The organism is Novipirellula methanifontis, assembly GCF_052161655.1.
In the GTDB taxonomy this organism is placed as follows: Bacteria; Planctomycetota; Planctomycetia; order Pirellulales; family Pirellulaceae; genus Novipirellula.
The window spans coordinates 4,723,252-4,748,711 of record NZ_CP197418.1; the positions used below are offsets into that span (position 1 = coordinate 4,723,252).

Sequence of the window (25,460 nt, forward strand, 5' to 3'; positions counted from 1 at the left end):
ACTCCTATTTCGCTTTGCGATTCTTCGTGGCCTTTGGCGTCTGTGCCGCTTGCTTCAGAACCGCCTCCAAATCCGACTGTCGAAATAGCCGATAGCCATTCATCGGATTGCGATGCACGGGAATACGGCCATCGCGTCCCCAATAGCGCAAAGTGTTCTGAGAAACGCCCAGAAACTGAGCGGCGTCCTTGATCGTCAGGTATTCGTCAAGTTTCTCCATCGCGTCTCTACTCATGACATTGGAGGTCGTAGGCCTGCTAACCTTACCAATGTTTGTACTCGCAGAACATGCCCCATGACGCAAATGGTGGTACTGATTTGACACGCCAATGCGCAATCCGGTTCAGTGACCGATGAGGCCAAACAGGCTCTGCGTTTTAGCCGGAACGACTCTCACCGCACGCTCTAAAGAAGAACAGACCATCGAGTGCGGGGTGATCTTGGAACGCTTGAAGTGCTGTGAAATTTCTGTCGACTCGATGCGGGTTAACTCGCGGCAGGATCGAAATGCGAAGGAAATACGAGCTCAACGGCAGCCTGAATCTGCGATCTCGGTAGATCTTCGCAAAGCAATTAGTTCCTGTTGTCTGGCAGAGAGATAACGGAACTGCTGGGGTGGTTGAAAACCTTGCCAGCTCTCTCGCAAATCGCTTAACGCGATTGGGCAGTCAAATGTTCGGATCTGCGTCAAATGGATTCCGACGGCGAGGTCGACGTCAGCGAAGTACGTGTCGTAGGCATCTTTGGTTACGGCAGCTTTAGCTCGAACGTAGCGCCAGAGTTTTGCTGGTTCTTTTGCCTCGATTCGATCCAGTATCGCTGTCGCGACGACTTCGCACTGAGGCATGGTGGCATAGATGACAACCGTCGATCCGATCTCCGCACGCGGGCATCGTTTGCGCAGCTCGACCGTTTTGCGGCCTTCGACGATCGCTTGAACGTATTGTGGATGGATCGAGAGAAACAACATTAGTTCATCTAGGCCTTGGTGAGTTCTTGGTACATAAGACCAAACGCTTCGGGTGGAATGCGAAGCGCCGACTGGAACTGGTTACGCTTCATTCCGACAGTCTCAAGTATTTCATTCGCCCGATTGAAGCTAATCGGATTTGGGAGCAGTTCTGTATCGGTAAACTCAATTGCCGCTGCCTCCGCGTTGGCATCGCCAAAATGCTCCTTGATCTGCTTCCACTCAAATACTCCCATCCGTTCGTACCGACGAAACAGATTTTTGACCGGCCCAGTGACAAGTTTGGTCATTGCTGAGCAGGCGCGGATCAAATTTCCGCCTTTTTCTTTTTCGCCACTGACATACCACAAGATCCGACCAATATCCGTTGTTGGACTGTTTCGGGAGCGCTTGTAGTAGACCGAGTCAGGATTGACGACGAGTGTCGTTTCGGCCTGAAATAGCTCGTATTGCCAAATCCGAAAATCGAACAACTCCTGCGCCCACTCCGGTTTTATCGGAATAATCCACGTTTGCAGATTACCAAAAGCGGCTTTTCCTGGATGGATCTGTTGTTCGAGCGATCGAATCGACACTTCATCGTCGGCGGTAGCCAAGGCCCGAATATCGGCAACATAATCTGCATTCATTACACCGCGGCCCGCGTATTGGTCAAGTTGGTTCAACAGTGCGTCGCGGGACCACAGCCCAGGCATTGCAGGGCGTGTTAGCTCCGTCCCACGCATTGCGAATCCACGTTCCAAGCATGAGCTAGCGATCTCGTGAGACAAGTAGGGATCAGCGATCGAAATAATACGGTGTTGGTGATCCTCTTCGGCCCCGGTCCAGGCGGACCCAAGCGGCTGGTGAGAAATGTATTCTACAAGCGTGCTTCCCAGCCGCGTTCCATCGAGGCAGTGGGCTAGTCGTAGTTGATGGATTCGATAACCCACGTCGCCATCACGCTCCACGATGACCAGCGCGAGCGGTTTGTCGTCCATGGTTTGCAATATTTCCACGCGAAACCGCTTTGGGTTCGACAGTGCGTGGTCGAGATAGCGCCGAAACTCACCGATTTTCTCTCCACGTGTCGACTTCACGTACTGCTCAACATCCACATCACGAACTGACTTCACTCGTTTTCGTTGAATCCCCGTCTTGCGTAGCTCACCAAAATGTGAACTTGTCACGGACTGCAGCGAGTCGAACTCCGTGATGATCTCCGATGGTCGTTGAACGCGCAGCCCCGTCTGCGAAAATATCTCAGGAGCCGCCTCTAGCAACTGATGATCACGAGTCGCGAACGCTGTGGCACCGGCTGCCGCAGCGGTCGCCAGATGCTTCTCATCGGACAAGTCATCATCACCGTTCGGCTCACCCAATATCCCTCGGACGATCACTCGGTAGGATTCAAATTCGATGGCATCGGCGACAATCATTTCCCACTGCGAACGTATCACGCTGCACATTCGATCTCGCACACTCGATTCTTGCCGATCAAAATCGTTCAGGATTTCTTCGGTGACTCTGAGCTCGATTTCATCAGCAAGCCAATCCACGATCAATCCACTCGACGATTCATGGTTGTCTCTGTCTGAATACTCGATGTCCCAGCAAATGTTGGCATCGCAAACGACAACCGGAAGGTTGGCCGTATCCTCAAACTGATCGAAAAGAGGGCTATCGTTCAGTCGGCATTGGAAAGCAATTAGCTCGCTTCCGCCGGCCTTTCGACCCGGCAAGCGTCTGGCAGCGACAAAACCAAGGCGTGGCCAAATTACCGCGGCGGGAAAGTCGGCTCGGCAATTGAGTCGAATTCTTGAGCAATGGGCGTAGTCCTTCTTCAGCTTGCGTAGCAAAGCACTTGCAACTCCGCATTGTTGGTAGTCCAAATCGGTAGCGAGATGTGCGATACGTACCTCGTCGTCTCGGTTGATTGAGAACAGCACATAACCGGCGGTCTTTCCTTCGATCTTAGCTATATAGATTTGCTTCTTCGTCAATCGTTCCTCAAACGCACCAAAAGGCAGAAAACCCAGGGTTGCTTTGTGGCTACGGTAAATCTCCAATACCTCATTTAGCCTTTCGCGGCAGGTTGCTTTGTCAACGCTAATATTCTTCATCGCTTGTGCATTTATTGCTTGTGCATTCATCGCTTTACCCTGAGAATCCCGCAAGATTCTGGACAACTCCGTGCCCAGGTCCTATCATCATCGGACGATTAATGCACAGCCTATGCAAATTTGTCCGTTGCCAACACCACAGTCTACTTCCTATTAACTATGATGTGGCAGGTAATTGCATCTACGATACATCGCATTGTGAGTTGACTCGATGGCGGGTTGGTTTTTTCAGAAGCATGATGGGTACCAAGACATTGACCAAACCTCTGCAGGTGAGGCGTTTAGTGGTGGCGCGATCCGGGATTTGGCAACAGCGTTAGTACGAGAGGGAATCCAAAATGCTTTGGACGCAAGAGCACTAACAAGTGAACTAGATCCAGTGGTCGTTAAGATTAGCCTGGGTAAGTGTCCAGCGCCAGTAACGGCTCATAATCGCAAATGGTTCAACATATTATTTGATCATGTTGCACTGCCGGATGTAGGGGCACCCAATGCACCGCGTCCAAACCATCGTAACGAGTACTTACTCTTTGAAGACTTTAACACCAAAGGCCTCGTGGGTGATTACTCTGCTCCTTATAAACCTGGAGAAGAAAACAACTTCGTCAATTTTTTGTACCACGACGGGGTCACAGGGAAGGGCGAGCGTAAGCTGGGAAGTCGCGGCGTCGGCAAAATCGTATTCACAATGGCAAGTCGCATTCGTTCGACTTTTGCATTTACGATCCGGGCCGGCGACGAGAATCTCCAGCCATTACTGATCGGTAAGAATCTATTGCGGTTCCGACAGCTAAATGGAAATCTTTATGGTGGACGTGCTTACTTCTTGAAGGAGTGGCGTGACGGTGAGTCCCGACAGCCGATTGATGATGATGGCATGCTCGCTGATTTTCGCACCTCGTTTCCATTAAAGCGACGTAACGAACCAGGCCTGAGTCTTGTGATCCCCTTCTTAGATCCAAGTGTCGATGCAATTAGTTTGCGATTCGCGATCGTAGCGGAATATCACTACGCAATCTTGCGTGGCGAGCTACAGGTTGAGCTGGACGATCATGGGGCCGTCGAATCGTTCTCAGCGGATCGACTTCCTCGAGTCGGAGATGAGCAGGTCGACGCTGAAGTAGCGTTAGCTCGCTGGGCGGTTTCTCTGCCGTCCATTGAGCTGCAGACGGTCCGTCCTTTGTCAAACGGCATCCAGAAGCTGGATGAGACCCTCGTCAGTGAGGAGATTCGTAATGCGATCACGTCCGCGTTGAATCACCGTGACAGAGTCGCAGTCCGAGTGCCGCTTTACATCCACCCAAAAGACGCGGCGCCATTGGCTACGCATTTTGACGTGTTTCTTGAACGTGCAGAACGGCTTAGCGCAAAGCCAACGTTCATTCGAGAGTTGCTGCCGGTTTCAGATGTCAGGGATGCAAAGTCCGCAAGCAAGGTGCGAGGTTTGGTCGTCATTGCCCCCGGGCCGCTAGCTGATTTTCTGCGTTCGGCTGAAGGTGCGAATCACACGGACTGGAGTCCCAGAACAGATCGGTTTCAGGAACGGTACAAAGGGCGACTCGGCGAAATTCGGTTTGTCGCAACCGCCGTCAGTCGATTGGTTGAGATTGCATTTGGCAACGCGAACGAACCAGTTGGCGGTATTGCGACGCAGTTTTTTTCTTCAGCAATTCCCAATGCGACGTCGACCGCATTGGGGAAAGCGAAGAAGACAAGTGGCGTAGGCCCTGAAATTCCACCTGACGATTTGGAACCAAAACCCCCAGCACTTTTTAGGGTCGAGCAAACGAACGACGGATTCACGATACGACAGAATGATCACGGTCCAGCAAGCGAGGGCGAGTTGCCGGAGCGTTTACGGGTGCGAGTTGCTTATGATGTGATCAATGGCTCGCCGTGGTCGCGGTTTGACGAGATTGATTTTGATCTGAGAAAGCCGCGAGGGAACGTGCGACTTTCAGCGAGCAATTCGGAAATCGTTCGGTCCGACAAAGGTAACCGTTTCGCAGTCGAAAGTATTGATCCTGGCTTCGAGGTCACCGCGATCGGCTTTGATCCGAATCGGGATTTAATTGTCGATGTTACCACGACAACCGCGGTTGAGTCGAAATCTAGCGAGGGCGAAGATGACCGTTAAGCGTATAAACTACTCGGGACGCAAGAAGTTAACGCGAGCCCAGGCCAACATCGTTATCCATCCACCGACGGGGGAGGGCGAAGCTGCGACGTTTGAAGCGAAGTTAGATTTGAGTAAACTGGCTTCGGCCGCAGGAAATGCAAGAGTATTCGTCGAGGCATATCACCGAACAAGTCGAGTTCGATTCGATTTTGGAACCGTTGCGGCTGTTGTCGATCCGCCAATCAACGATCGCCGCCTCGACGAGTTTGACGACTGGAGACACATTCGATTTCGAGTGAAAGTATCCGATGTGACTGAGTCTGCTGGCAGGATTCTGGCGTTGGCCGACCGCATCAAACCTCAGGGCCTCGATGATCAAGACGAGCCGGATTTGGTGCGGTTTTGTGATGCTGATCTCGACGGCCGTCTTTGGGACATCGACTTCGATGACAACGGGCCGATTGTGCAAGTCGAACGAAGCGCGGGTGGCGCTCAAGTGATCGGTCGCAGCGACCAATTTCGAGCGGCTGTATACCCCGAAATACTGCGGCGGACGTTGCAAAGGGCAATCATCGAGGAGATGGCGTCCGTCGACGACGATGAGCACTGGCTGAGTATTTGGTTCAATGGTTTTCTGAAGGCCAAGCTAAATATGGCGGCTCCACCGGTAGAACCGATTACTTCGCAAATCGAATGGATCGACGAAGCCGTCAGCAGTTTCGGTCGAAGATTCCGACTCGCCGATCTTTGGACATTGAAAGTGGATTCTAACGACGGGGTGACTGAATAATGGAGATACGACGACTCAACGACCGCGGCCTTCGAGAATTCTCATTGTTTCTCGATCGTCTTCGACAAGAACCGGGATCACCAGTTCCTGAGCCATTATTGACGGGTACTTACACGACGGAAGTGATTGATCCTCAGCTAGTTCTCGATTTGCCCAGCTTCGTCGATCGAATGGATTTCGGCGATTGGCTGCACAATTTCGCATCCAGCAACAGCTGGGAAATACCGCGTCGCGATCGCGGATTCTGGTCATGGCTGACCATCTACTTCTTCGATCAGGTCTGCCCAGCCGATGCCAGTGGTCGACGAAATGTCAGAGAGCAAGCGTGGTACATCCCCGCTTTTGACGATTCGCGCCGACACTATCGACATGTACTTTATGGTAGCTACGAGGTGTACTACCAATTCCGAGAAGACCCGACGGCGGCTGGCCTGCTGCTCTCCATTGATCTAACGACTGTTGGTCAGTTTTGGTTTCAGCTTGTATCCCGTCAAGAGCTCATCACGAATCCCGCGGTTGTCGGGGCTGCAACGCAGTTGTACCTCGACGACGTTACCGGCAAAGCTAAACGTGGTGCGACTTCACAAGGGCCAGGTGGGATTTTTCGTTTTGTAAAGCTGATGAATCAGCTGGATCGCGTCTGGGACTTGCGTCTCCGGGGAGTGGACGGGATTCTCTCACTGCTGCCAAAAGAGTTTGAAAAGTTCCGCCCTGCTGAAATTGGGGTTTAGTGGTCGTGTAAGGCCTTCTGCCTTTCTTGGGCGGTAATGTCCGAGGGAGTCGACTTGCACTTGAACTGTCGACAAATCATGCACCACGACCTCTGCTGGACTCCCAGCAACCTTGAGCAGCGAACAGGGCGGGTCGAACGTATCGGTGCAAAGGCCGAGCGTGTCGGCCAGCCAATTCAGGTGTTTGTCCCCTACATCGGTGAAACGCAGGATGAGAAGATGTATCGCGTCGTGATGGATCGCGAGCGTTGGGTCAATGTGGTGATGGGCGAATATCACCGAGTCGACGTGCGGAGTACCGACAAGCTCGCCCAGCGAATTCCCTTTCCGCTCGTCGCCGCCCAAGAGCTTGCATTCCGATTGGAAGCTTAAACAGTGGAAGGCAATGAAATCGTGGCCCGCAATCGAAAACCAGATATCGCCCAAGATTTCCGGAGTCAAAATTGAACGGACGATCTATCCGCATCTTTCTCGTTGACGGCGACGCATCGGGCTTGCTGACCGCCGAAGTGATGAACTGGAGTGGTAAGTTGCTCGTTTCGCCTCGGACCAAACTTGCCGAACTGGCGAAACGGGAAGAGATAAAGCGGACGGGCGTTTACATACTGGCGGGGCCGGATCCGGAGAATCCGATTGGCGAAGTCGTCTACATCGGCGAAGGTGATAACGTCTTCAAACGACTGGCGTCTCACGACAAAGACGAACGCAACGAATTTTGGACCCGCTGCGTCGCAGTGATCAGCAAGGATCTGAATCTGACCAAGGCCCACGTGCGATACTTGGAAAGTCGTTTGATCACGATGGGCTATACTGCCGGCCGCGCCAAGATCCACAACGGAACCGCGCCGCCGCTGCCACCGATGCCGGAAGCGGATATCGCTGACATGGAAGGATTTCTGAAGCACATCGAGTTGGTGTTGCCGGTCCTCGGGTTCTCGTTCTTGAAGCCAAAGCCAGTCGTTAAGTTGACGCCATTACCAGGGGACGCCATTGAGGACACTTCTCCTGTTTTCACCTACTCAAGTGGCGAGGCGACGGCCAGAGCACAGGAGATCAACGGTGAGTTTGTTGTCTTTGCTGGTTCGACTGCGTTAAAGACGCCCAAAAAGGGGGATGGCTATCGTAAACTTCGCGAGCAACTGATTCAGGATGGGAAGCTAAAGGGTGATTCGGACGGTGACCTGCTCATGTTCACCGAAGACGTTAGCTTCAGCAGTCCAAGTGCGGCTGCCGCGACAGTGAACGCGGGAAATATGAACGGGCGGAAGGCATGGAGGGTCCCGGAGTCGCGACAAACTTACCAAGATTGGCACGAAGCAAAACTGCCACAGGATGCCGCCGATGAAGATCTATCTTGATGACGAGCGAGTCACGCCCGAGGGTTGGGTTCGTGTCTATTGGCCGGATGAAGCAATCGAGTTATTGAAGACGGCGACAGTTACCGACATCAGCCTGGATCACGATCTTGGCGACGATGATCGCGGGACTGGATATGACGTCGTGCTTTGGATCGAGGAACAGGTGGCGCTACACGGCTTTGTGCCGCCGGCGATGAAGGTCCACTCGGCGAACGTGTCGGCGAGAACGAAGATGGAGAATGGGATTCGTGCGATCGAGGCAATGGTGAGGAAACGCGATGGCTGAAAATCGTGATGCTCCTCCATTCTGCTCAGTTGGTCCGCAATGGTGAATTGCGTCGTCGTATCCAGCCATCGTTCTCTTGGTTGGATGTGCCATTGTGGCCATTACGCGTTGGTCATCGATCGGCCTAGGAATATTTGATCATCGTTACGCCAACACTCGTTGATGATCGACGGAGAGAACCAGCAAAAGAATGTCAACAAATCGAAGATGGTGTGACAAAGTCGCAGAAATCTTCGCCAATTGTGTGACTTAGCCGCTTGAGGCCTGCTAGGGGCTTCTCGTAACTGTTGTGTTCATCGAAAACGCCGATCGAGGTGGTCGGCAATGAACATGTCTCTTACGAAGGAGCTTCCATCGTGAATAACTGGTGGGAAATTTCGCCGACCGAATCGGATCGGCCACCCATGGTTCGAGCCGTGGCGTACTATCGTCACTCGGCTCAAGACCGGCAAGAAAACTCGATCCCAATTCAACGGGATCAAGTTCGCCAATGGGCTAAAGAACACGGTGTCGAGATCATTCATGAGTTCTGTGACGCCGGCAAATCGGGGCTGAATTCTGAAGGGCGGCCCGCGTTCACCGAGATGGTAGAAGAGTGGATCACGAAGCGTAACGACTTCGAATACATTCTTTGCTTGGACGTCAGCCGCTGGGGTCGGTTTCAAGACATCGATCTTTCAGCGCAATTCAGCGCGATCTGCAAGAAGCACGGCAAGCAGGTAATCTACACGACCATTGGCAAACCTCGCGAGGACGATCCGCTCTATCCGGTATACGTTCAGTTCGAGCGGTTTCGGGCCGCCCAATACAGTCGTGAATTAAGCGACAAGGTTTGGCGCGGATGCGTGAAGATCGCCGAGCAGGGCTATCTCGCCGGCGGCAAACCACCGTACGGGTTGTCACGGTTGTTGCTCGACGAGAAACGCGAACCTTTGCATGTGTTGGAAGCCGGTCAACACAAGGGCATCCAAAACCAACGGGTGACGTTGACCGAAGGGCCGCCGGAGCAGGTCGCGGTCATTCGGCGAATCTTTGAAGAGTTCGTCGATCGGGGATTCTCGGAGTACAAGATCGCCGAAGGGTTGAACGATGACGGGATTCCGTCGCCGAGCAATGGACGTTGGGGCGCGGGCGGCGTACTCGCCCGGCTTCGCAACGAAAAGTATGCCGGGACGATGGTTTACAACCGAACGTCCGGCAAACTCAAGACGCCGAGTTTGCCCAACCCAGTCGAAGAATGGGTTCGGACAACAGATGCATTCACCGGGATCATCGAGTTTGACTTGTTTATCCGGGCTCAAGAGATCTTTGAAAAACGTAAACAGCGGTATGACCCCGACTACATGTTGCGGATGCTCGATGCCTTGTATCGGTCCCGTGGCATGGTGCGACCGGGGTTGCTGCGACTGGATAAAGAACTGCCCTCGACCTGCGCGTACGCCCGCCAATTCGGATCACTCGACCAGGCGTTTCAAAAACTGTTCGATGGCGAACGCGATAAAGCTCGCTCCGCCGTCCACGAACAGATCCTCGGCCATGTTCCTGAGACGTTGGCCTATTCAGATTTCTTGGTGCTCGACCAGAAGCTGACCGTCTCGATTCAACCCGCCGTGCCGGTGCCGCACGGTTACGAGTCGTACTGGCCGATCCATCGCGACCCACGACCGGTCATCGATATGACTCTCGGCGTCCTTCTTTCCGAACCGGCCGACTTCAACATCCTCGGATTCATCGCGCTGCCGCGGTTCGGCTCGGATTCTAAACCGATGCGCTACACCAGCTCATCCGTTCGCACCGAATTGTTCGGCCGGACGGATCTTCAATTCCTTCAACAACTTCTTTAAGCGGCTCAAGAGTGTCCGGTACCTTTTGCGAGGAACTCGCCCTTCGGGTGCTTCGCACAAAAGGTACCGGACACTTTACCGCCGCAACCTTTAACGGAAATAACCAACCATGGAACCAATCAATAACATTTGCCCCATCGCTGACCGGCGGTACGAAGACGTGCCCATCGACAAGGTGAAGGTGATTAACTCACGCAACCGCGACCAAGAGCAATTTGACATGAACGTCGAGAGCATCGGAGGCGTCGGCTTGATGAAACCGATCCGCGTCAACGACAAATTTCTAGAATCGACCGGAAAGTATGAACTGATCTGCGGCGAGGGTCGTTTGCTGGCCCACAAGCAACTCGAAAAATCGCATGTTCCGGCGGAAGTCGTCACCTGCACTCGCAAAGAAGCCTTGCTGCAATCACTGATCGAGAACATCGCTCGGACCAAAACGGGCAGCATGGATTTTGCCCGCGAGCTGAAACGTTTGCGTGACGAGGGGTGGGAATTCGGAGAAATCGCAAAAGTCGCCTGTAAAACCGAGAAGTACATTCGCGAATACATCCGGCTGGTCGAACAGGGCGAAGAACGCTTGATTCAGGGGGTCGAATCCGGCATCTTTCCGATCAAGTTTGCGATCCAGGTCGCCTCCACCGACGACTCGCAAATCCAAGCGGTGTTGATGGACGCGTTTGCCGATGGGCTGGTGACGACCACAAACTTCGGCCAGGCCCGACGAATTATTTCGGCGAGGGCCAAGCAATCGAAGAAGTCACCGGCCAGCCGCGACTATACGGTCGTGCAACTGCGGCATGACATCGCTGAAACAACCCGAGTAAAAACAGGTTATGTGCGTGAGGCCAAATCAAAGGAGAGCCGCTTCATGACGCTGCTTGCCGGTGTCAACACGCTGTTCCAAGACACGGAACTGGTGTCATTGCTACGGCAACAACAACTCGACAAACGCCCAGAACTAGCTGGCGATTTCAAATTCGATCCAACCATGAGCTCGGAGGTTTCGTCATGAGTGCCAACGGAAAACCCAAAGGCGTCGACATTTCGATCGTCAAACTCGTGCCGAGGAGCGAACGCAAGGTCGCCAAGAAGTATCGGCAGCGGATCGAAGCGAGCATGCGTGCGGTCGGGTTGATCGAACCGCTGATCGTGTACCCGATCGATGACGGCTACGAGATTTTGGACGGAGCCCTTCGGTATCGGATCCTGCTGGACCACGGCGTCGAAACGGTGCCTTGTCTGATCCACAGCGCCCGCGACGGTTTCACTGGCAACCGGATGGTCAATCAGCTGAGTGCTTCGCAAGAGATGCGAATGCTTCGCAAATCGCTTGAAGAACTCGACGAGAAGACGATTGCAAATGCACTCGGAATGCAGGGCATTGGTCACCGACTCAACAATGGTTTACTCGCCAAGCTTCATCCGGCCGCTGTCAAAGCATTCAATGCCAACAAGATCAATTTGCAAACAGCCAAGGAGCTGACGAACGTCAATGAGGATCGCCAGCACGAAATATTGAAGTTGATGGAGTCCTGTAACGATTACTCGACAACGTTCGCTCGCGGACTGGTGTTGAAAACGTCGGCGAATAAACGGGCGAAAGCCAACGGTACCAAGACGCCGTGGACGCAACCGGACGAGAAGAAGAGCCAACTGTTGAAGAAGCTGAAAGAGGCCGAGCAACAACAGGACTTCTACACCGGTCTTTATCGCCAGTACACGACGAATCTATTGAAACTGGTCATTTACGTCCGCACGTTGCTCAACAACGCCGACGTGAAAGCGTATCTGCAAACCAACCATGCGGATCTGGCTCGAGTCTTCGAGGAGATCCTTGAAAGCACGGAGGGATGATCATGCCGAAGCAACATTGGACACCCGAAAAGGTGATCGAAGAACTCAGGCGAGTTCGCCGCGATGGACCGCGAGCAAACCGGAAACTCGACGATGCGGCAAGGCGTTGCTTCGGCAGCGTGCGTGCGGCATTGGAAGTTGCGGGTTTACCGTGCGGTCGACGCCCAACGACGAACAACGGTTGGTCGAAGGACACAGTCATCGAGGCGATCCGTGAACGTCATCGAAACGGCGAAAGCCTATGGCAAACCCACCACGATGATCGCGGTCTGTACGAAGCCGGAAAGCGATGCTTCGGAACTTGGACCGCTGCACGCGCGGCGGCGGGATTCCCTAAGCCGACACGCGAGTTCTATTCGCCTGATGAAGTGCGTCTTGCGATTATCGACCTTTACGAACGAGAGCTACCGCTGACGTTTGCCTCCCATCGCGATTCGAATCTACGCCGATCGGCAATCAAGCATTTCGGCGGATGGCGTAAGGCCGTCGAATCACTTGGCCTTGGAAGCGAACTGCCCAGACGTTGGACCAAGCAGTCCGTCGTTGACGCAATCCTTGAGCGACGCGCCTCGGGCCATTGGTTGTTCAAAACGTGCTCCGAGGATAAGAGACTCTTCCGTGCTGGCATAAAGCATTTCGGCAGCTGGGAAAAGGCACTTCAGGCAGCCGGGATCCATGAAACCGCCCGCCAGCGTTGGAACGAGGAGAAGGTCATCGCGAGACTGCGCATGCTGAATGCGAAACACCCCGGTGACAAGGTTCGCAGGCACGACAGTAACTTGGCCTGCGCCGCCGAGAAACGCTTTGGAACGCTTGCCAAAGCACTGCAAGCCGCTGGTCTACCAACGAAACAAACAAGGCGGAGGGCGGCGTCATGATCCGAGAAGCCATCATTCGCAAGATTGTTGAACGCGACGTAGCTGGCGAGAGCCTGCGTGAAAACGATCTCCGCCGCGACGACGAACTCCTCCTAGCCGCTGCAATCGAAGACTTTGGCTCGTGGGAAACGGCGTTACAATACGCTGGCGTCAACACGCGACACGTCGCCCACAGTCGCGACCTGACGCAAGCCCGCGTCGAACAACAACTCCGCCGTTTGTGTACGACAGGATACGACCTAGGGGCCATGGTGAACCGCAGTCGCGATCGCGGCCTTTACGATGCCGCCCTTCGCTACCACCGATCGTGGCGAGCCGCCCTCACGGCCGCCGGCGTCAACTTAGCCAACGTCTCTCGCCGGCGCCCTGATCACTTCGACCGCGAAGCAATGATTCTCTGGCTCCGCGACCGCCAAGCCGCCGGCCAGTCCCTCATTTACACTGAGGTCTGCCTTGAGAACCGAGACAAAACCATGGCCATCCGCCGCACGTTTCGTAGCTGGGCCAAAGCTATCGAAGCGGCTTTTCCGCCGACAGAAATACAATAGTTGTCATGTGTCGGTAACGAGATCGCCGACAAATCTTGCTCGCTAACACATGAGTGTCAGCTAACAATTCATTGTTATCCTGGCAACAGCTTGCATCCTCGCGGCGAATCGCCTAGTGCGGACCCGCATGCTAGGTGATGTGGGAGGGGCCCCGGAGCAATCCGGGCTCCTATCCCGATCGGCATTGTTACCCGCCGTTCTTGTAGGTGATGGAACAATCTGGCAGTGCAGCCTGCAAGTCCGCAACACCCTCGGGTGAAATGTTGGGGCAATCGACGATCTTTATCGTGTGAAGATCAGGCAAGCCATAGAGATGTTGAAGTGCGGTGTCCGAAAGTGAACAGTCTGAAATCTGAATCCAGTTTAGCATGTTGAGCTTTTTAACCGGAGCAAAGCCGGCATCGGTGACCTTCGCTCCGGACACGCTCAGCACATCGTAGGCCCCATTGCGCTCAATCTCGGCAACAAGTCGTGCGAATCCTTGATCCGACATATTCGTTGAGGCTTCGACAATCACCCATTCGCCGGATTTGAGATGTCGGTGGTGGGCGCCGGCTAACCGCAGCCGAAAGCCCGGCAGGTACGAGATGCAGGTGAGTACCGCAAGTATCGCAGCAAACCAAAGCATCCACCGGATTGCACGCTTGTGACGCGTCATGCCTTCAGTCGGGTAACGTTGGCCATCACCCGGCACGCGCACGTAAAGCTTCCATGTCAAAACGCCCGATCGCGTGCTCGGCGTGCATGGCTTTGTTACGCGTCATCTTCTTGGAGTTCCAGGCGAGCCTCAAGTCTGTCCAGCAACCGCATGAGCCACGCACGCATGCACGCCATCGAGCACCACTGTAAGTCGAACTGACCGCCGATCACGTCATCAACAACATTCGCATCCACGGAATCACACATATCGGGATCCTTACCATGGAAACCTACGTGCATAAAACCTTGCAGTCGATCAGAATGCAGGCTGTTCTTGAGGTCTTTTGACAGAAGCAAGCCACCTCCCATTATGTACGCAAACCCGCCGGCGAATTTCCCCCCACAATTCGGGCAGTCTGCCCGCGAGGTTTTTCCATTGGCGAGTAGTGGGATATTCAGGTCTTGCAATGTAATTCATTCCTACGCGTAACGGCGGCGTTGACCGAGCACCGCCCATGTAGTTTCCATTTGAAAACGCGCCATGCGGTGCTTCGGGCGAGTAGAACGGAGTCTCTCGGATGTTAGGATACGCTTTGTGTTCACGGTTTGCCACAGATTTCTCCTTGTGGTGTCACAATATTTGATCCTTGTCCAATTGATCACCGAACCCTCTCAGAACCGGACGGGCGCCGTTAACGCATCCGGCTCCCAGCCGACACCTCTCACCGGGCATCACTTCACACTCCCCATCGCGATCAAGTCCGTAATCTGTCCCGGATTCGGCAACGGGTGTCGCTCGAGATAAAGGCCGTAAGCTTCCCAACTGAGGTTTCGCCCTTTCTGACTGCGACGACGCATCCAACGAAGACCTAACTTTCGTGCCGCCTCTCGGAACTTCATCAGCATCTCCCAATTGTCATTGACATTGTAGTACTGAAAGTGTCCCTGGAGTTTGCGGACCAACGTTGGCCAGACCTCGTTGTGCGGCGTCGTCAACTTGGAACGGAACCAGTCTTTGAGCTCGCGGATTTTCGATCGAAACTTCTTTGCCGATGTTCTCCGTTTCAGTTTGAACTTTCCTGCGCGGCTTGTGCCGCAGTAATGCATGAAGCCAAGGAAGTCGAATGCGCCCGGAGCCCCTTCACCCAATCGCTGGCAATCGCGACTGGCAAAACGGCCGAAACGGAGCAACTTCGTCTTCTCCTCAGCTAACTCTAACGAATACCGACCAAGACGTTTGGTCAACACCTCACGAAAACGCAACGCGTCCGATTCTCGCTCGAACGTGCAGATGAAATCGTCCGCAAAGCGGATGATCGAGGACTCGCCTTTAAGACGAGGCTTCACCTGCTGCTCGAACCACTCGTCCAGCACGTAGTGCAAGTACACATTGGCTAGCAGTGGAGAAAGAACCGAACCTTGCGCGACGCCTTCCGTGGTGGCGTAACGTTTGTCTTGAATCATCACTCCGGCGTGCAGAAACTTGGTGATCAGACGCAGCATACGAGAGTCTTCGATGCGTCTCCCGAGCAGCTCTTGGAGCTTCCCAAAATCAACGTGGTCAAAGAACCCTTTAATGTCCGCGTCGAGCACCCAGTTGACTCGCCGGCGTGTGATCGTCTGGCCCAGATCGGCCAGTGCTTGGTGGCAGCTTCGCTTGGGACGGTAACCGTACGAGGTATCATGAAAATCCTCCTCGTAGATGCGTTCCAAGATCATCACGATCGCCCGCTGGACGATCTTTTCTTCCACACAAGCAATTCCTAAAGGTCGCGTTTTACCGTCTCCTTTGGGAATCTCTCGGCGTAAACTCGGCTGAGGACGATAGCTGCCACGATGGATTCGATCTTCGAGATCTTGCAAGTTGCCTTGCAAATTCTCTTCGTAATCGTCCACCGTGACACCGTCGGTCCCCGGTGCTTTGTCTCGCTTGAGTCGTCGGAACGCGTAGAACAGCAGTTCAGTATTGAGCAACGAAAAGAGGTTGCTAAACGTCGCTGATGCGTCGCCTTTCGCTCTCGTGGTGATGCGATCCAGTCGATCAGACACCGGCGTTCCACTTCTGTGAGTGGCAGGTGGTCGGCTGGAATCGCGTGTCGGCCTGACCGCCTTCCCTCGTTCGGAATTACCCGAAGTCAACGGTACTATGCAGTCATCCGATTCCCAAAGAGTCATTTGCCTCTGTTGCCTTTTCGGCTTCGCGGGCATACTCGATTTGTCATGATTGGAGTTCATAGTCAGATCAAGAATCTTTGGGCGTCACTGGTTGCCTTGAAAACATAGTGTGTAGCGCGAGTGGATCTTCGACTCCGGGACTCTCGCTGTCGCTCGCCAAGACGCGACCGCGAGTTTCGCCTTCCAGCATGAACAGACCTTGGGCAGTATCCAACAGGAAACCATAATTTCGGAGCTCAATCTCGTTCAGGGTTCGGCAGCCAGCCGATACCTTTCACCCTCACTACCTCTCTGTTTACGCTTCAACCAACCACTTCGGCTCATGATGCTTATAGGTTGGCTGCAAAACTCGATACTGAGCCTGTGGCTAACAGTTACTCAGGCGGGATTCACACCCGCTAGTCTTCAAGACCTTGCCAGTCCGCACGTCCAACGCATGGTTATCCGCGTTTTGGTCGTCGCCTCAGGAAAATGACTGTCAATGCAACAGACACGAGAACCACAACGGTGTCAAACGCAAACAAAATACCGTATGCATCATAGACCAGAATTGACTTTGCCGGTATTAGCAACAACTGCGCGGCATCTTCCTCTTGCAGCCGTTGGGCCTGCACAACGACGATTGCACCGCCAAAGCGCGTGGAAACGGAATATTGGCTAGTACACTTGGGAACGGGCGAAACTACAAGATCACAAGTGCCGTCTATCACGCTTCCGTACAATTCGGGCATCGCCGGGAAAGGTGATTTCAACAAACCTCGGTGGACCCAATCGAAATACTGTTCCTTACCAACTAAGCGCGCCAGTGAAGTGACATACCCGAACTCGCTTGAGACGCAGCCTTCACGTCGAATAGCGGAGCCAGTGCGAAACCAGCCAAGCAGAAGAGCGAGACTTGCGGTCAGCGCAACACAAGCGGCTAGCGTAAATTGCTTAGGCATTGGCAGGAAATTTGAACGGACTGCTCAATCGGATAACGGTGCCCGTCACCGGGCCGGGAGAGAAAAGTAATCCATTGTCAAAACGCGCGCAAGCCCGGCTCCGGTGCACGGGATGGTTCCCCGCATCTTCAGTCTGAGAGGATCAGGAAAGCGATAAATGCCAAGTAAAGTGCGACACAGATACAACCGAACACCAATACCGTAAGGTACCACCCCCGGATCGAAACGCGACCCTCGCCAATCATACGACCAGAGACAAAAAGACGATACCGCATACGAGTAGCATTGAAGCCGCGATTTGGCACGATGCGTCCGAAAGTATCCCCGATTATCGGAAAGCGAAATTCAGTATTGATCTGTGAGCTTGATTGACGATGCATGCGTTCATCGTCGACGACAACCGAAAAGGTGTTGCCGAGCCAAAGTTGTTTTCGATCAGCGTGACAAGTTATGTCAATCGTGTGTTGTTCCCATTGATGCCGATTCGGTTTCGATGGAGTTCGAGCGATAGGAGGGCAGTACGGATTATCGTCACCCGCGAATGATGTCATGTCGTTGGAATGCTCGAAATCAGTCCAGTCGGGGAACGTCTGCGATAACCGGGCCGATGGGCCAAAGGATAAAAGATGGAATCACCAAAAGAGTTCTTTAACATGTACAAGCCTGAATTGCCGGAAGATGAATCGGCTCCGCGTTCATCGCATTGTTATGACGCGGTGAACCATCCGAAGCATTACACGACCCATCCGAGTGGCGTTGAGTGCATCACGGTCACAGAGCACATGGGATTTTGTCTAGGCAATGCGATGAAATACATTTGGCGGGCCGACGAAAAAGGAAACGCCGTCGAAGACCTAGAGAAGGCGAAATGGTACATCGAGCGCGAGATTGCACGCCGAACCACGTCGTCATAACGGTAGTGATCAGCGGGGACGGGCGAACGACCTGCAAGCAGACGAGAAAACGGACCACCCGTCCTCCGTTGAATCACATGGTTATTTGCCGTTGAACCGCGCGAACGGTCCGCGAAGGTGCGGAAGTATGTCAGCATATGTTTGTATTCTATCGAGAAACGGAATCGCCGTGTCTTCCAGAAGATTGATCACGGTTTTCTCGAATCGGTTTCTCATGTTCGATTCGTATTTGGAGTTGAATTGTTGTTGATCCATCCCAACTCCTGCGGTTTCGCTTAGCTTGCCCCACACGTCAAGCGTATTTCCAAGGGAATCGGGGAAGCGTTCGTCAAAGTCATCGTGAAGTCGTGGTGACGTTGGAAACACATGGATGTCGTACCAAGCGCAACGCGTCCCCGGATCGGGCATGATGACATGGAAAACGTCGCTATCAATCTGCCGAGTGAACGTACAGCGTCGCGACGGCTCGCAGGTGAATCCGTGCGGGTACAGCACAGTGCCGAACAGTTCACGCGCAAGTTTGTCGAACTGTTTGTGCGTCAGTGGTTTCACGATGGATTGATGCAAATAACGGTGGTCGTAACTGGGCGACCGCCCAAGACTTTCCATTTGTAAACGCGCTGCCGGTCGCTCCGGTTCACGACTTGGTTACCCGCCGCATTCAATCGGTTCCAGTGACAGCCAATAGCCACCATTCGTCGAGGTGGCCGATCAGCACAGTCTCGTCGAGAACCCGTTCGCCAACAAACCAGTCACACCACGGATCACGCGATGAGTACGCCTCGACAGAATTGAATTGCCGCAATAATGCGGCGTCGAGGTATTCCCTGGAAATCGCGATGGCCTGATCGTAGTCGGCAACAAACTTACGGTGGACGCCACCACGGGTCAGAAGGTTCGCCAAAGTGCCAATCGTCTCCAGTCCTGTGGCGTAGTTAAACGTTGCAGGCACATCTATCGGAAGCGATTTAATGCCGAATGCCTCGTACACTTCGGAACACCCAAGTATTCCACGAAGCCGAAGCCACTGCTCGGGCTCGTTGATCGTGCGTACCGGTGGCATTTGAGCGCGAAAGTGGATCGACACAATTTGCCCTGGGTCGCAGTCCCGCATCAAAGCGTCGCGTATTGGAGTTGTGTCAGCACTATTGAAGTGAGTCAGCAGCACAATCTCAGTGTTATTTCAGTCGGGTAACGTCCGACATCACGGGGGACGGAGAGTTGATGATCCATTTCAGCAAACGCCGCAAGCCGTCCTCCCGTGCATGTCATTGTTCCACCTTTCTTAACCGCGTTCAACGTCTGTGTCTCGGGTGGCGCAACCGTCCGTCTTAGGTGGCCAGGGCCATTCTTCGTGGTCGCTGTTTCTCGTGCCTCCAATATCCTTAAGCCATGCTCGAAACTCAGGACGTGCGTGACAAACCGCCCAATCCAGTGGAGTGCCACCACTTGAATCGACGCTGTTGATATCAGCGCCGCGTTGGTGCAGCAATCGCGCAGCGTCGAATTGATCATACGCACACGCGAAACTGAATGCGGTTTCGCCGTCATCGTTTTTCCAATGCACGTCAGCATCGTATTCGAGTAACGCTTTCATCGCGTCCAAGCTTCCCAGGTACGACGCCATAGCGAGCCACTCGCCCAAATCGTAGCCATTAAGGTTGAAGGTCACGATTGCATGGCGGATCGCGTCAGCGTCATCGGATTCAACCGCCTCAGAGAGCGTTGACATAAGGTCGTCTGGAAGCGTCATCTCTTATTGGTGGAACGGTAGACATCACGGGGGACGGACGGAAAACTCTCCACTTCAAAAACCGCGCAAGCCGTCCTCCCGTGCATGTCATGGTTCGTCGCGGTTTTCTGTGTCGGTTGTTCGGCTTACCAATTGGAATAGCATAGCATCAATAGCGCTGCGAATCTCCTCTTCTTTGTCACGTACGATCACGGCGTTCTCAAAATCTTGCTTTGCGACAAGATCTTCCTTCTGAATCTGCAATTCATCTATCTCGTCAAAAAGCTTGGCCAGTTCGGCAGAACCTGGGACGTAACGAGCGGCGATATCGCGATCATTGCCAGCTAAGTAGCCACGTTGACGCATTGCTTCCGCTATGTCGTCGAAGCAGGGGCAATCCATCGACATCTTCATTACGTCGTACTCTAGGTCGACGTTGCGAATAAATCTCTCGGGGCAATGCGAGATCGTGATTTTCAAAGGGCTGGGGCGAAACAGCCTCCAAACCAGTTTGCCGACTAATGAATGCGGTAGCGTGAGCGGCAATGTGATCCGCACAGCTTCGTCGACAGTGCAAGCATCAAGGTGGCGGTGGCGAAGCAACTCCGCAATCGACTGTGCGTCCCATCGGTCGTCGGTCGGAACGTGAAACATCGGGACACTTTCCTCGTCGACGAACGGCAGACATCACGGGGCACGGAGGGTGAACTATCCATTGCGAAAAAAGCCGCAAGCCGTGCTCCCGTGCATGTCATTGTTCCCCGCTCGTTCTGTGGTAACGGGGATCGTCAACCATCGCGATTGACGTCGTCGAGTATACCAGACAGTTGCTTGGTATCGGTCGGAGTGAGGCCACACTGATCAATCGCCAGTCGAATCTGCGCGACGAAAGCGTCAAAGATCGCAGCATCATTCGCGGGCGTGAAATCATTCAGGGGGGGAAACCCCGTCATCAATTGGAGGTAGTCGTCGTCGTTCGGAATTGTGTCGATGCGATTGGGTGGTAGGTCATCGGCGATTCCCAGCAGGACAGTCTCCCAGGTTGGGTTTTTCAGCTCAGTTTCCGCTATCCGGTCGAGTACGAGATCGATGCTCGGTCGAACCCTCCGTGCAGCGCGGGAGAACATCCGATTCCTTGCTGCTATCGAAAGGCGGATTCGCATTGAGTGAAGTGTTTCTGTCTTCAGTCGGGGAACGCTGGCGATAACCCGGCCCGAGCAGTTGAGCAACCACTGCCCATACGGCCGATCGAGGGCTCAGCGTTCATCGCTTTGTTATGCCATCGATGTCGCCGCGACAGATCATCTGCTCAGTTCTCGGCGAGATTAACGATGGGATTGAAGTGGAATTGTACTCGATCCAGTGAGCTCGGCGAGAAAGGAATTCGAAGTAACCGTTTTCCGTCATTACCAAGAAATGAGTATATGCGCGTCGATGTCCAGAATTGGATTCCAAGGGCCAAGAGGAATCAGGAACGAAATAAAAGGCTGGATCGGGGCAGTTCTCTGACGATAGCCACGTCGATTCGTACCACTTCAAATAGTCGTTTGGGCAAGCGCTGAAGTCTGTAGGAAAGAATGTAAATTCGAGCCGCGTTGGCTTGCAGTCCCAGCACGCGTCATTTGTCAATCGCAAGTCCAAGCAGTCATCGAAGACAATGGCAACCAAGCTTTTCGGCATGGCCCTCACCGTTTTCTCTCGTGTTGCCAACATCAACAGTGAGCAGGCATGAGCTTGTTCCGTTACGCTATGATTCAGTGAGAATCCGAACGCGGGGCGTAATGACCACGGAACTTTGCAAGGCAGGAGTTTCATGAGTCGCGTTCTGGTCTTGGCATAACGACCGCGATAACCGAGTCGCGGGAGTTCAGTTTCCATTGCAAAGTCGCCCGGTTCCGCGACTTCGGTTCATCGCATTGTTCTGTCGCGCCCGGGGTTTAGCGAGGAAAAATCGATGCGAACACAGCGACAACAACCAGTATACCGAAGAGGAACAGAATTGCAGTCTGCATTCGCATGCTGGACAACGAAATTCCAATCCCACCACCGATTGCACACATCACGAGAAGCAGTGTGCGATGAATGCAGTAATATCCAGCAGTTGCAAACAAAGCGTTGGGCGACGTCTCGTCGAAGATCAATACACTCAGCCGGTAAAACGACGGAGACTCAAGCGATGCAAGTAGTATCCAGCCAATCATACCACCCAATACGCCGACAAGAATTGGCAGGCGACCCGTTTTCTTCTGTTTGTGCACGTGAGGCAATCTGTCGGGCACTGCCTCAACTGGTGCATTCGATAGATTGTTGGGCGACATTGATACGAGCACCGAGTTTAGCGACAGAACGGTACCGATCAGCCGGTCGCGGCGGTTGATCTTCCATTTCGAAACGCCCCGCTACCGCGACTCGGTTGCATCGGATGGTTCCCCGCCCGCTTTCGATCCGAGCGTGTGAACCGCAATGACCCGCATCGGGCCGGGTTCAGCGTTGTCAAAGATGCCAGTTTCGAGGCATTCAATAGCGTAGTCAAGCGTGTCGATCAGACAGTGCGAGTTTACCCGGACGTCCGCCGCAACTTGGTTGCAGGATAGGGGCGAGCATTCAGGAGCGTTTTGCATCGAGTAGCAGACGATGTCGTAGCCAAGCAAGTGCGGCTTCGTTGGCGGCGAAACATCGGTTTTGATGTCCGGATCAGGAACGAAGCCATGCCAAGTGCGATCATCGGTGTCGAATTGTTGGGAATGGGCTTCGTAGTAGACGAACGCCAGGTCATCCAGCGAGATTCCGTGCTGCGAACATAGACGCGTGATGTGCGAAGGTTTGTCAAAAAACCAGAATCCGTTGTGCGACCAGAAATCAATGTAGTCCGCGAAGTCTGGTGAGATGCAGTTGGACACAGCGTAGACATCGTGGACCGATGGCACGTCTAACCAATCGGGACGCCCGACAATGCGTTTCGCCATGTAGCCAAGTTTGATCAATGGGGTTCAGTCGGGGAACGGTGACGATCAGCCGGCGGCGACGGAAGATCAACCACTTCAAAACGCCCGACTTCGCCGCTCGGTTGCATCGGATGGTTCCCCGCCCGGCAGCGGAGCAAACGTCAACCAATACGATCGACGTAAAGCAATCATACCGAGCGAGACGACCGCCAGCAAATCCGTCTGAATCGACGACTGACGTGCAGACGCAATTGATTGAGCTAGTGTTCGTGGAAGTGTTCAAATGCCGCTGCTTCGAGTTCACCATCGCCCGATATTGCCTTTCCAGTAAGGTCACGGAGGTCATACGGTTGTTGAACGCCGCCGAGCGAGGCACCACCATCGATTGCTACGAGCAACGTGTACATTGCATCGGTCAGCACTCCGTCTATCGTTGTGCGGAGGTCGGCCGTTTGCTTCGGTTCAAGGCCCATGGCCGCGATCATTCGTGCGACCGCAGTGTCAGACGTCGCGTCAAAGTAGGAGCTGAGAATCGCATCCTTCTCGGTTTTGCAGAGCATCGCGAATTCGCCAGCGTTCATGTTTGCGGCAGTGCAAAATTGATTGTGTCGGGGAACGACAGACATCACGGGGGACGAACGATTGATTATCCATTGGGGCAAACGCCACAAGCCGTCCTCACGTGCATGTCATTGTTCGTCGGCCTTACTCTGCTCGGGTTGAAACGGAATCAACAAAGTCAGTATACGAACGGCGGTCGAAATATGCATCCCCGTCGCGCGCAGCCGCCTCGATTATTGCATCGCGAATAGACTCGTACTTTGCTCGATATCGAGCGCCGCCATCCGTAAGAGTGGCGTATCGGTCCCAAAGATAGTCGATTGAATCACGACTCGGTCCTGACTGCAGCATTTCGTTAAGATCGCGACTGAGGTGTCGCAGTTCGTTAATGGACATGGTCGTTTGCGGAATCGACTCGCAGTGCAAGTTATGCGTCCAATACACGAGAATCGCCCACTCCAGCTTGGGCATGTTTATCGGCGGATGCAACGATAGTCGATCGACTTTTGCGAGGACGGATTCAGCAAGTTGATCACGCGTTACTTGATAGGCAATCGCGCCAAACGCGAGAGCGCATGCCAAAACTAACGTAATGTCCACCAGTCGTCTAATTGTGCAGAATCGCGACATGTTCTTGACACGACGAACGGCGGACATCACGGGGGACGGAGAGTTGAGCGTCCATTCTAGCAAACGCCGCAAGCCGTCCTCCCGTGCATGTCATGGTTCCCCCTCGTTTTGTGATCGAAGGTAGTTGTATAGGTTGATGCCCTCATTGGGAAAGAAGGCCGTTTCGTCATCCGTAAGCATGTTCTTTCGTTCGTAGTCGCCATTCCGAGCGCATGGGATACCGTCGAAATCAAAGCCGATCGGGTTCTGTCCGAAATCATAGAATCGAATGACATGTGTTTGTCCGTTGTGCAACCGAATGGATATCACACCGATTGGAGACGCCGTTCGATCGGCGTTGCGTTGTCTTGCGGGAGACAGTGCTCGCAAGATTGCTGTGATCGCATTGCGAGTTAGCGTGAACTCAGCAACGTCAGTGTGCCCCAGAAAGTCACCGTTCAGTGTAGCCGTAGCGGAGGCGATGCTATCAACGGTAGGGAGGTCAATCTGCGGTAGTGGGGCGCTACACCCGATCATCGCAACAATGACGACACAGAAATGTGGTGTGTATCGACGAATCACAACCAATGACTTGTTTGGGGGAACGCCTGGCATAACCGGGCCGCCGAGGTTGATGCTCCATTTGAAAACGCGTGATCGGCGGCTCCGCGTTTATGCCATTGTTATCCGAAGATCTAATCAAACAGCTTGTTGTTTCGCTTGAATTCCAATCCTGTCACTCCGGCGTTTCGCAGAGCCTCGTGCAATTCCCTTCGAACGTACATCTCCGTCGCGCTGAGTTGCCCCATGGCGAAGATTACAGGTTTCGGAGCGTGCCCCGCTCGGAAGCTCGCCTTCTTGTAAGCGAGCCGATTAAAACGCCTGCTCCCCTCGAGCTCTCCACGAAATGCCTGCCCTTTCTTCTCCGCAAAATCCTCGATCGACGTGACTTCGACCAGGCGTTTTGGGCTACCCAGCATGTCTTCGAGATAGAACTCACAATTGTCAATGTCCAGATCGGCCAAAGACACTTGGTTTACGAAGAAAACATACGTGTACTGTGCGATTTCTTTCCTGCGGCGCACCTCCGCTTTGTACTTTTTCGATTTTCCTAAATCAAATTGCTCAAGAATAGTGAGCGCCTTGTCGTTCAGCAGAAAACCTTCGGACCACAGTTCTGAGGACAACACGTCGGTCCACCTCGCGGTCCCCTTCAATTTAAGCAGGATCGGTTCGTGGAGGGATTTGGGAAAACGGTCTCGGTACGGATCCCCATCGTCTTCCAGATACTCTTTCTTTGTATCAAGCTTTGCTTGCGGGTAGTCTCCGGCAACCGCTTTGTCAGTCGAGAATGTAACTGCAGCAAAGTTCTGTGAAGCGGACTGATCGCCAATGAAACGATCGACCTCGCTTTCCAAGCGAACGACGAGTTCATCTAGTTCCGAGTGTTCTTCCATCCAA

Annotated in this window: 29 protein-coding genes and 1 pseudogene; 12 read left to right on the plus strand and 18 right to left on the minus strand. The window is 53.6% G+C overall.

Going from position 1 to position 25,460, the window contains the following annotated elements:
* Window positions 1–4 precede the first annotated feature (4 nt).
* The 3 genes from SH528x_RS16905 to SH528x_RS16915 all read right to left on the minus strand — a co-directional run bounded on the left by SH528x_RS16905 (window position 5) and on the right by SH528x_RS16915 (window position 3,102).
* A complete protein-coding gene (locus SH528x_RS16905) occupies window positions 5–235 on the minus strand; it encodes a MerR family transcriptional regulator (protein ID WP_442511672.1) in 231 nt (76 codons plus the stop codon).
* A gap of 291 nt (window positions 236–526) precedes the next feature.
* On the minus strand, window positions 527–970 hold the full coding sequence (locus tag SH528x_RS16910; protein ID WP_442511673.1) for an ASCH domain-containing protein: 444 nt from the start codon (window positions 968–970) through the stop codon (window positions 527–529).
* A gap of 8 nt (window positions 971–978) precedes the next feature.
* Window positions 979–3,102, minus strand: coding sequence for a GNAT family N-acetyltransferase (locus SH528x_RS16915; RefSeq protein WP_442511674.1), 2,124 nt, complete (start codon window positions 3,100–3,102; stop codon window positions 979–981).
* Between the two features lie 181 nt (window positions 3,103–3,283).
* On the opposite strand from SH528x_RS16915, the gene SH528x_RS16920 reads away from it, so the two are divergent.
* The 11 genes and pseudogenes from SH528x_RS16920 to SH528x_RS16970 all read left to right on the plus strand — a co-directional run bounded on the left by SH528x_RS16920 (window position 3,284) and on the right by SH528x_RS16970 (window position 13,483).
* Complete coding sequence (locus tag SH528x_RS16920; protein ID WP_442511675.1) at window positions 3,284–5,209, plus strand: hypothetical protein; 1,926 nt, start codon at window positions 3,284–3,286, stop codon at window positions 5,207–5,209.
* On the plus strand, window positions 5,199–5,981 hold the full coding sequence (locus SH528x_RS16925; RefSeq protein WP_442511676.1) for a hypothetical protein: 783 nt from the start codon (window positions 5,199–5,201) through the stop codon (window positions 5,979–5,981). Before SH528x_RS16920 ends, SH528x_RS16925 begins: the two co-directional genes overlap by 11 nt.
* Window positions 5,982–6,151: 170 nt before the next feature.
* A complete protein-coding gene (locus SH528x_RS16930) occupies window positions 6,152–6,712 on the plus strand; it encodes a hypothetical protein (RefSeq protein WP_442511677.1) in 561 nt (186 codons plus the stop codon).
* An 18-nt stretch (window positions 6,713–6,730) separates the two neighbouring features.
* Window positions 6,731–7,084, plus strand: a pseudogene (locus SH528x_RS16935) (helicase-related protein); the annotation flags it as partial.
* 71 nt (window positions 7,085–7,155) lie between these two features.
* A complete protein-coding gene (locus tag SH528x_RS16940; protein WP_442511678.1) occupies window positions 7,156–8,070 on the plus strand; it encodes a GIY-YIG nuclease family protein in 915 nt (304 codons plus the stop codon).
* Window positions 8,054–8,356 (plus strand): cyclic-phosphate processing receiver domain-containing protein, encoded by a 303-nt coding sequence (locus tag SH528x_RS16945; protein ID WP_442511679.1) that lies wholly within the window; start codon window positions 8,054–8,056, stop codon window positions 8,354–8,356. Before SH528x_RS16940 ends, SH528x_RS16945 begins: the two co-directional genes overlap by 17 nt.
* A gap of 356 nt (window positions 8,357–8,712) precedes the next feature.
* Window positions 8,713–10,200, plus strand: coding sequence for a recombinase family protein (locus tag SH528x_RS16950; protein ID WP_442511680.1), 1,488 nt, complete (start codon window positions 8,713–8,715; stop codon window positions 10,198–10,200).
* Window positions 10,201–10,309: 109 nt separating this feature from the next.
* Window positions 10,310–11,215 carry a ParB/RepB/Spo0J family partition protein gene (locus tag SH528x_RS16955; RefSeq protein ID WP_442511681.1) on the plus strand — a complete coding sequence of 302 codons (906 nt, stop codon included), beginning with the start codon at window positions 10,310–10,312 and terminating at the stop codon, window positions 11,213–11,215.
* Window positions 11,212–12,057 (plus strand): ParB N-terminal domain-containing protein, encoded by an 846-nt coding sequence (locus SH528x_RS16960; RefSeq protein WP_442511682.1) that lies wholly within the window; start codon window positions 11,212–11,214, stop codon window positions 12,055–12,057. Before SH528x_RS16955 ends, SH528x_RS16960 begins: the two co-directional genes overlap by 4 nt.
* Window positions 12,058–12,059: 2 nt before the next feature.
* Entirely contained in the window at window positions 12,060–12,935 is an 876-nt protein-coding gene (locus SH528x_RS16965; protein WP_442511683.1) for a hypothetical protein, read from the plus strand.
* A complete protein-coding gene (locus tag SH528x_RS16970) occupies window positions 12,932–13,483 on the plus strand; it encodes a hypothetical protein (protein ID WP_442511684.1) in 552 nt (183 codons plus the stop codon). Before SH528x_RS16965 ends, SH528x_RS16970 begins: the two co-directional genes overlap by 4 nt.
* Before the next feature lie 187 nt (window positions 13,484–13,670).
* Here the strand turns inward: SH528x_RS16970 and SH528x_RS16975 are convergent, their stop codons facing one another.
* From SH528x_RS16975 to SH528x_RS16990, 4 genes are all read right to left on the minus strand, one after another.
* Complete coding sequence (locus SH528x_RS16975; RefSeq protein WP_442511685.1) at window positions 13,671–14,141, minus strand: hypothetical protein; 471 nt, start codon at window positions 14,139–14,141, stop codon at window positions 13,671–13,673.
* A 95-nt stretch (window positions 14,142–14,236) separates the two neighbouring features.
* The gene (locus SH528x_RS16980) at window positions 14,237–14,590 is read right to left on the minus strand and encodes a hypothetical protein (RefSeq protein WP_442511686.1); all 354 of its coding nucleotides are present in this window, start codon (window positions 14,588–14,590) and stop codon (window positions 14,237–14,239) included.
* 264 nt (window positions 14,591–14,854) lie between these two features.
* Window positions 14,855–16,171: a group II intron reverse transcriptase/maturase gene (gene ltrA / locus SH528x_RS16985; protein ID WP_442510498.1), complete on the minus strand. Its 1,317-nt coding sequence runs from the start codon at window positions 16,169–16,171 to the stop codon at window positions 14,855–14,857.
* Window positions 16,172–16,737: 566 nt separating this feature from the next.
* Window positions 16,738–17,238 (minus strand): hypothetical protein, encoded by a 501-nt coding sequence (locus SH528x_RS16990; protein WP_442511687.1) that lies wholly within the window; start codon window positions 17,236–17,238, stop codon window positions 16,738–16,740.
* A 626-nt stretch (window positions 17,239–17,864) separates the two neighbouring features.
* On the opposite strand from SH528x_RS16990, the gene SH528x_RS16995 reads away from it, so the two are divergent.
* Window positions 17,865–18,152 (plus strand): DUF3310 domain-containing protein, encoded by a 288-nt coding sequence (locus tag SH528x_RS16995; RefSeq protein WP_442511688.1) that lies wholly within the window; start codon window positions 17,865–17,867, stop codon window positions 18,150–18,152.
* An 81-nt stretch (window positions 18,153–18,233) separates the two neighbouring features.
* On the opposite strand, the gene SH528x_RS17000 is transcribed toward SH528x_RS16995, so the two are convergent.
* The 11 genes from SH528x_RS17000 to SH528x_RS17050 form a co-directional block, all read right to left on the minus strand.
* Window positions 18,234–18,704: a hypothetical protein gene (locus SH528x_RS17000; protein ID WP_442511689.1), complete on the minus strand. Its 471-nt coding sequence runs from the start codon at window positions 18,702–18,704 to the stop codon at window positions 18,234–18,236.
* Between the two features lie 109 nt (window positions 18,705–18,813).
* A complete protein-coding gene (locus SH528x_RS17005) occupies window positions 18,814–19,266 on the minus strand; it encodes a hypothetical protein (RefSeq protein ID WP_442511690.1) in 453 nt (150 codons plus the stop codon).
* A gap of 171 nt (window positions 19,267–19,437) precedes the next feature.
* Window positions 19,438–19,884 (minus strand): ankyrin repeat domain-containing protein, encoded by a 447-nt coding sequence (locus SH528x_RS17010; RefSeq protein WP_442511691.1) that lies wholly within the window; start codon window positions 19,882–19,884, stop codon window positions 19,438–19,440.
* Between the two features lie 108 nt (window positions 19,885–19,992).
* Window positions 19,993–20,538, minus strand: coding sequence for a UvrB/UvrC motif-containing protein (locus tag SH528x_RS17015; RefSeq protein ID WP_442511692.1), 546 nt, complete (start codon window positions 20,536–20,538; stop codon window positions 19,993–19,995).
* A 134-nt stretch (window positions 20,539–20,672) separates the two neighbouring features.
* Window positions 20,673–21,011, minus strand: a complete 339-nt coding sequence (locus SH528x_RS17020; RefSeq protein WP_442511693.1) for a hypothetical protein — start codon at window positions 21,009–21,011, stop codon at window positions 20,673–20,675.
* Window positions 21,012–21,821: 810 nt separating this feature from the next.
* Window positions 21,822–22,163 carry a hypothetical protein gene (locus SH528x_RS17025; protein WP_442511694.1) on the minus strand — a complete coding sequence of 114 codons (342 nt, stop codon included), beginning with the start codon at window positions 22,161–22,163 and terminating at the stop codon, window positions 21,822–21,824.
* A 120-nt stretch (window positions 22,164–22,283) separates the two neighbouring features.
* Window positions 22,284–22,868 carry a hypothetical protein gene (locus SH528x_RS17030; protein ID WP_442511695.1) on the minus strand — a complete coding sequence of 195 codons (585 nt, stop codon included), beginning with the start codon at window positions 22,866–22,868 and terminating at the stop codon, window positions 22,284–22,286.
* Window positions 22,869–23,089: 221 nt separating this feature from the next.
* Entirely contained in the window at window positions 23,090–23,389 is a 300-nt protein-coding gene (locus SH528x_RS17035; RefSeq protein WP_442511696.1) for a hypothetical protein, read from the minus strand.
* A 145-nt stretch (window positions 23,390–23,534) separates the two neighbouring features.
* Window positions 23,535–23,990, minus strand: a complete 456-nt coding sequence (locus SH528x_RS17040; protein ID WP_442511697.1) for a hypothetical protein — start codon at window positions 23,988–23,990, stop codon at window positions 23,535–23,537.
* A gap of 120 nt (window positions 23,991–24,110) precedes the next feature.
* Window positions 24,111–24,581 carry a hypothetical protein gene (locus SH528x_RS17045; RefSeq protein ID WP_442511698.1) on the minus strand — a complete coding sequence of 157 codons (471 nt, stop codon included), beginning with the start codon at window positions 24,579–24,581 and terminating at the stop codon, window positions 24,111–24,113.
* 113 nt (window positions 24,582–24,694) lie between these two features.
* Window positions 24,695–25,456 carry a hypothetical protein gene (locus tag SH528x_RS17050; protein WP_442511699.1) on the minus strand — a complete coding sequence of 254 codons (762 nt, stop codon included), beginning with the start codon at window positions 25,454–25,456 and terminating at the stop codon, window positions 24,695–24,697.
* Between the last annotated feature and the right edge of the window lie 4 nt (window positions 25,457–25,460).

Bases quoted from the DNA above. Each gene is read 5' to 3' on its own strand.
- SH528x_RS16905 (WP_442511672.1), bottom strand. From the start codon at position 235: ATGAGTAGAGACGCGATGGAGAAACTTGACGAATACCTGACGATCAAG.
- SH528x_RS17050 (WP_442511699.1), bottom strand. From the start codon at position 25,456: ATGGAAGAACACTCGGAACTAGATGAACTCGTCGTTCGCTTGGAAAGC.
- SH528x_RS16965 (WP_442511683.1), top strand. From the start codon at position 12,060: ATGCCGAAGCAACATTGGACACCCGAAAAGGTGATCGAAGAACTCAGG.
- SH528x_RS16930 (WP_442511677.1), top strand. From the start codon at position 6,152: ATGGATTTCGGCGATTGGCTGCACAATTTCGCATCCAGCAACAGCTGG.
- SH528x_RS17020 (WP_442511693.1), bottom strand. From the start codon at position 21,011: ATGTTCTCCCGCGCTGCACGGAGGGTTCGACCGAGCATCGATCTCGTA.
- SH528x_RS16995 (WP_442511688.1), top strand. From the start codon at position 17,865: ATGGAATCACCAAAAGAGTTCTTTAACATGTACAAGCCTGAATTGCCG.
- SH528x_RS16910 (WP_442511673.1), bottom strand. From the start codon at position 970: ATGTTGTTTCTCTCGATCCATCCACAATACGTTCAAGCGATCGTCGAA.
- SH528x_RS16990 (WP_442511687.1), bottom strand. From the start codon at position 17,238: ATGCCTAAGCAATTTACGCTAGCCGCTTGTGTTGCGCTGACCGCAAGT.
- SH528x_RS16970 (WP_442511684.1), top strand. From the start codon at position 12,932: ATGATCCGAGAAGCCATCATTCGCAAGATTGTTGAACGCGACGTAGCT.
- SH528x_RS17035 (WP_442511696.1), bottom strand. From the start codon at position 23,389: ATGCTCTGCAAAACCGAGAAGGATGCGATTCTCAGCTCCTACTTTGAC.
- SH528x_RS16975 (WP_442511685.1), bottom strand. From the start codon at position 14,141: ATGACGCGTCACAAGCGTGCAATCCGGTGGATGCTTTGGTTTGCTGCG.
- SH528x_RS17005 (WP_442511690.1), bottom strand. From the start codon at position 19,266: ATGCGGGACTGCGACCCAGGGCAAATTGTGTCGATCCACTTTCGCGCT.
- SH528x_RS17010 (WP_442511691.1), bottom strand. From the start codon at position 19,884: ATGTCAACGCTCTCTGAGGCGGTTGAATCCGATGACGCTGACGCGATC.
- SH528x_RS16925 (WP_442511676.1), top strand. From the start codon at position 5,199: ATGACCGTTAAGCGTATAAACTACTCGGGACGCAAGAAGTTAACGCGA.
- SH528x_RS16955 (WP_442511681.1), top strand. From the start codon at position 10,310: ATGGAACCAATCAATAACATTTGCCCCATCGCTGACCGGCGGTACGAA.
- SH528x_RS16920 (WP_442511675.1), top strand. From the start codon at position 3,284: ATGGCGGGTTGGTTTTTTCAGAAGCATGATGGGTACCAAGACATTGAC.
- SH528x_RS17015 (WP_442511692.1), bottom strand. From the start codon at position 20,538: ATGTTTCACGTTCCGACCGACGACCGATGGGACGCACAGTCGATTGCG.
- SH528x_RS16915 (WP_442511674.1), bottom strand. From the start codon at position 3,102: ATGAATGCACAAGCAATAAATGCACAAGCGATGAAGAATATTAGCGTT.
- SH528x_RS16960 (WP_442511682.1), top strand. From the start codon at position 11,212: ATGAGTGCCAACGGAAAACCCAAAGGCGTCGACATTTCGATCGTCAAA.
- SH528x_RS16945 (WP_442511679.1), top strand. From the start codon at position 8,054: ATGAAGATCTATCTTGATGACGAGCGAGTCACGCCCGAGGGTTGGGTT.